We start from the raw sequence: 5347 nt of genomic DNA, 5'->3' as shown, positions 1-5347 counted from the left end.
GCGCCTCGTCCTGGCGGAGCACGCGGGGCAGCGGAGAAGGACGCGGCAGAGCGGTCTGGCCTGGCGGGAACGGGCGGGAACGGCTGCCGGAAAGGGTGCGCGGGGAGGCCGTCAAACCGGAACCGCCGCAGGTGCTGCCGCAGCACAACCCGCCCGTGGAGCGGCGCGAGGAACTGCCGCCGCCCCCCCGGGAGGTGCGCAGCGGGCCCGCGTCGCCGGTGCGGGCACGGCCCGCGCCGATCGTGGTCCCCACCGCGCCCGTCGAGCGGGTGCAGGCGATCACACCGCCCGACCAGCAGATCGAGGAGCCCGGCGGGCTGCGACGGCTGCTCAGCCGCGGCAACCCCGTCGACCAGGACTATGTGGAGCGGCTGCAGCGGCCGTTCCAGGGGACCAGGCACATCGTCGTGCTCGGCTGCACCGGCGGCGCCGGACAGACGGTGACGGCGCTGATGCTCGGCCACACGTTCGCCCAGTACTGCGGCGAACCGATCGTCGCGCTCGACGTCAACCCCGGGCCCGGCGCGCTGGCCCGCAGGACCAAGACCGACAGCCCCGAGAACCTGACGTCCCTGATCGCGCACGCCGAGCAGATCGGCAGCCTCGGCGCGATCCGCCGGTACACCAGCCGCGCCAAGTCCGGGCTCGACGTCGTCGCCGCCGGCAAGAACCCGCTGCAGGCCCTCGACGACCGCGACTACGCGCAGGCGATCCGCACCCTCGACCGCTTCTACAGCGTGACGCTCCTGGACGCCGCCGCCGCCGTCGTCAGCCGGGTGCTGCCGCACGCCGACCAGCTCGTCCTGGTCGCGCCCGCCAGCGCCGACGCGCCCCGCGCCGTCGCCATGACCTACGAATGGCTGGACGGGCACGGCTACGCCGATCTCCGGCAGCGGGCCGTCACCGTGATCAACGGGGTGAGCCGCCGCAGCATGGCCGATGTCGAGCAGGCCGAACAGGTCGCCCGGGGGCAGTGCCGAGCCCTCGTCCGCATTCCGTGGGACGATCATCTCAGCATGGACCGCTCGCCCCGCAACGAACTGAAGACCCTCCGCCACCCCACCCGGCGCGCCTACCTGGCCCTCACGGCAGTCGTCGCCGGCGGATTCACCACCCTTCCCGAGCGCTACCAGGAACAGGAGCGGGCACAGTGAGCCGGACCAAGACTTCTCGGCTGGCCGTCCGGTACTTCGACGATCGCATCCTGCTGTCCGACCAGGCCGCGTGGGCCTACTTCCGGCTGCCCACCGTCAGCTACGAGTTCACGACCAACGAGGAGCGCGAGGCGCTCGCCACCAACATCACGATCGCGCTCGCCGCGATCCGGATGCAGGACGCCGAAGTCCACCTCAGGGTCGCCCACCGCACCTACCCGGCCGCCGAATGGGCGCTCAAACTCGACCGGACCAGCGACAACGGCCAAGGCTGGCGCGCCTACCTGGAAGAGATGTACGCGCATGTCTGGGCGAAGGACTTCTGGTCGAAGGAGGTCTACCTGGGGGTGCGGCTCGGCAGGCGCGGAGTCCAGCTCCAAGGGTCACTCGGCACGCTGCTGGGCTTCTACCGCAAGTCCGAGACGGCGCTCGGCCTCGAAGACGACGCCATCAACGAAGGCGAAGTGAAACGCTGGACGGAGCAGGCCGAACGGCTCGGCCGCGCCCTGTCCGGAGGCGCGCTGAGAGCACGCCACGCCACCTCCACCGAGGTCGCCTGGCTGTTCCAGCACGCCGTGACGGGTTCGCTCGCCGATCCGCCGCCCAGCGCCGTCGCGAAACGGCGGTGGGGCGCGGGCGAGATCGAAGCCCTCATCGAAGGCGCCATTCACAACGGCCGCTCCCATCTGCGCATGGAGCAGCCGGGCGGCGACTCCTACACCGCCTACCTGTCCTTCGCGCGTTTCCCCGATCTGATGCCGTTCCCGGACGGCGAGCCGTGGCTGCACTACGCCGACTCGCTGCCGTTCCCGGTCGAGATGTCGTCACGGATGCGGCTGATCCCGCCCGCGATGGCCTCCAAGGACGTCTCCCGTAAGCTCGCCCACGCCCGCGACATGGACGCCCATATCCGCGAGGCGGGGGCCGAGGCCCCGATCGCGCTCGCCGAGCAGATCGACGCGGCACGGATGCTGGAACACGGCATCACCAAGGAACGCCTCCCCTTCGTTTACGGCTGGCATCGACTCATCGTGACAGCCCACACTGACGATTTGCTGTTGCAGCGTGTGGACGCCGTCGTCGAGCACTACCGCGACATCGGCATCGACGTCGTCAACTCGACGGGCGACCAGTTCTCCCTGTTCAGTGAGTCGCTCCCCGGCGACAGGCTCCGTCTCAACGCCTACGCGCAGCGCCAGCCGCTCCGCACGATCGCCGGCGGGATGCCGGTCGCGACCGTCGATCTGGGGGACCGGGTCGACGACAACGGCGGCGGCTGGACGGGCCCCTACGTCGGCGAGACCCTGGGCCGGGCCCGCAGCATCGTCCACTTCGACCCGCTGGTGGCGGCCGCCCGCAACCGTCCGACGGCCATCGCCATCACCGGCGAGCCCGGCGGAGGGAAGACCACGCTGGCCCTGCTGCTGATCTACCAGATGGCGCTGCGCGGGGTGACGATCGCCGCGATCGACCCCAAGGGCGACGCCGAAGCCCTGGTCGAGCTGTTGAAGGCGCGCGGCCGTAAGGCCCGCACCCTGCCGCTCGGCACGGCCGCCCCTGGCCTGCTCGACCCGTTCTCCTTCGGCGATGACCTCGCCGCCAAGAAGACGATGGCGACCGAGACGCTGCGGCTGCTGCTGCCCCGGATGTCGGAGGAGCGCGAATCGGCGATGATCCAGGCCGTCGGCGCGGTCGCGAACGGCGAACGCCCGTCGCTGGGCCGGGTCGTCGACTATCTGGAGGCGGCCGACGACCCGGCCTCCAAGAACCTCGGCGCGGTACTCCGCTCCATGTCGGAGATGCGGCTGGCGTCGCTCTGCTTCGACCCGTCGGGCGGCGACCGGATCGACACCGAGGGCTGGACGACCGTCTTCACTCTCGGCGGCCTCACCCTCCCCGATGTCACCATCGGGCGAGAAGACCATTCCTATGAGCAACGACTCTCTGTCGCCCTGATGTACCTGGTCAGCCAGTTCGCGCGCCGACTGATGCACGGACTGGACCGCCGCCTCCCCAAAGCCATCTTCCTGGACGAGGCGTGGGCCATCACATCGACACCCGAAGGCGCCAAACTGGTGCCGGAAGTGTCGCGGATGGGGCGTTCTCGCAATACTGCGTTGATCTTGGTTTCGCAGAACGCGGGCGACCTGTTGAATGAGCAGGTGACGAACTGTCTTTCGTCGGTCTTCTCCTTCCGTTCCTCGGAACGGGTGGAGGTGGGCCACGTGATGGCTCTGCTGGGTGTCGAACCCTCCGAGGAGCACATGGCCGTGCTCCGCAACCTCGGCAACGGCGAGTGCATCTTCCGGGACCTGGACGGCCGCGCGGGCCGGATCGGCGTCGATTTGATCACCGACGAACTCCAGCGCTGGCTCGACACCAACCCCACCCGGCAACGGCCGGTCCTTTCCAAGACGGGGGCTGACTCAGAGGAGAACGCTGGATGAGGCCCATCTTCGGGCGGAAGCGCACGTCGGCCAAGGCGTCGCGCACTGGCCGGGTGCGTCGCCGGTCTGTTTTCCTGCTCCTGATCATGGCGGCGTTCATGCTGACGCCGCTCGGCCCCGCAGCAGCTGGACCTTTCGGCCCCGATGCCTGTGCTCCTGCCGATGCTCCGGCTCCGGAGGCCTACGGTTCCGGCAGCGACGGTCTGATCAAGCCTCCCGACTACCCGACCGAAGAGCAGAAGAAGGCACTCGGCAACCAGCTGACCCACTACGACAGGTACGGCACGGCAGGCCAGACCTGGTACGCGGTTGACATGGGTTGTGGCGACGCGATGTCTCTGATGGGCAACTCCGTCGCCAACACGGTCTTCACTCTCGTCCGAGCGATCGACCGCACCACGATCGCCGTCTACCAGGCCGCCGCCTCCGAGTCCTTGCTCGGCTGGTTGAAGGACACGGTCGACGACGTCATCAAGAACATGGGCAAGACGTTCAACGCCCGCTACTGGACCCCCGTCGTCATTCTCGGTGCGATCCACTCTCGCTTGGTGGGGTCTCGTCCGGAGGCGTACGTCCAAGGTCGCCGAGGGCACCATCTGGATGGTCGCCGCGATGGTCGGCCTCATTTGGCTGATCTCTCGCCCCGGCGACTTCACGACTCTTGGGACCACCGTCTCGAACGCCACGAGCACGGCGTTCAACGCGGCGTTGCCGCAGAGCTCCGCAGGAACGACCTGTATCCCCACGCCAGAGGGCCAGCCAGCCGTCGACATGGCCAAGCTCGATGCGACCACTCGCAACGCGAACGGCCTGTGGGTGGCGCTGGTCTGCAAGCCCTGGCTGATGGGGGAGTTCGGTACGACCGATCCCGAAGCGCAAGTCGTCAAGGACAACGCTGACAAGTTGCTGTACGCCCAGGCGATCGACCTACCTGAGACCTACGGGGCCGCGAAGATCGACCTCGGGGCCAAGGCTGATGCCTACAAGGCCGTCGCGAAGGACATCAAGGCGAACTATCCGGGTGTCTATCCGGTGTTCCAGGGCAAGCAGTGGACTTCGCGGCTCGCGGTGGCGTTCGGCGGGCTGTTCGCGGCGCTCGTCGCAGGGATGCTGATCCTGATCATCTCGGTGACGTTGATCATCGTGAAGATCTCGTTCCTGCTGCTCCTGGTGGCCGGCCCGATCTTCCTGGGGATCGGGATCCACCCGGGCATCGGACGGGTGATCGCGATCCGTTGGCTGGAGCTGCTCCTGTCGATGCTGCTGAAACAAGCCGCACTGATAGGCGTGCTCTCGATGCTGCTCTGGGCGTACGGCCTGATCCTCGGCGAGGGCCTGCCCTGGGGCCTGCAGATCATGCTGATCGCCCTGGTGACGGGTGCCGCGTTCATCTACCGCAAACCGTTCCAGCATCTGTTCGCGGCGGTCGGCTACTCGGCCGTCAACCGCGAGAAGTCATCGGCGGAGCTAGAGAAGTCGATCGCGACGGTAAGGAAGAACTCCCTGACCGTCGCGCAGACGCCCGGCACCGCACTGTCCCGGCTGGTCCGTCGTGAGGGCGCTCCCGCGCTCGGCGGGGTCGGCGAGGAGACGGGCGGATCCACCGGAGCCTCCTCCGCGCCGAAGGCGGGACGCGCAGCCGAAGCCGGTTCGGGACGCGAAGGCACCGCCCCGCCGCTCAACCTGCCGACCCGCAAGTCCGGTTCGCTCGCGGCCGGCGGCAAGCCGGCCGGCAGCGCCCCTTCG

At 68.8% G+C, this 5347-nt stretch carries 4 protein-coding genes; all 4 read left to right on the top strand.

Annotated features, from left to right (window positions below; translation table 11 throughout):
* The coding region (locus tag ACYVE7_RS28390; protein ID WP_460368855.1) for a MinD/ParA family ATP-binding protein at nucleotides 1-1154 on the top strand (1154 nt) is incomplete at its 5' end.
* Nucleotides 1151-3601: an ATP-binding protein gene (locus ACYVE7_RS28385; protein ID WP_460368853.1), complete on the top strand. Its 2451-nt coding sequence runs from the start codon at nucleotides 1151-1153 to the stop codon at nucleotides 3599-3601. The genes ACYVE7_RS28390 and ACYVE7_RS28385, both read left to right, overlap by 4 nt.
* Complete coding sequence (locus tag ACYVE7_RS28380) at nucleotides 3598-4500, top strand: hypothetical protein (protein ID WP_460368852.1); 903 nt, start codon at nucleotides 3598-3600, stop codon at nucleotides 4498-4500. Before ACYVE7_RS28385 ends, ACYVE7_RS28380 begins: the two co-directional genes overlap by 4 nt.
* Nucleotides 4445-5347: type IV secretion system protein (locus ACYVE7_RS28375; RefSeq protein WP_460368857.1), on the top strand; the 903-nt coding region annotated here is incomplete at its 3' end. The genes ACYVE7_RS28380 and ACYVE7_RS28375, both read left to right, overlap by 56 nt.

It is taken from the genome of Actinocorallia lasiicapitis (assembly GCF_054778695.1).
This window is presented reverse-complemented; position numbering and strand designations above follow the sequence as displayed.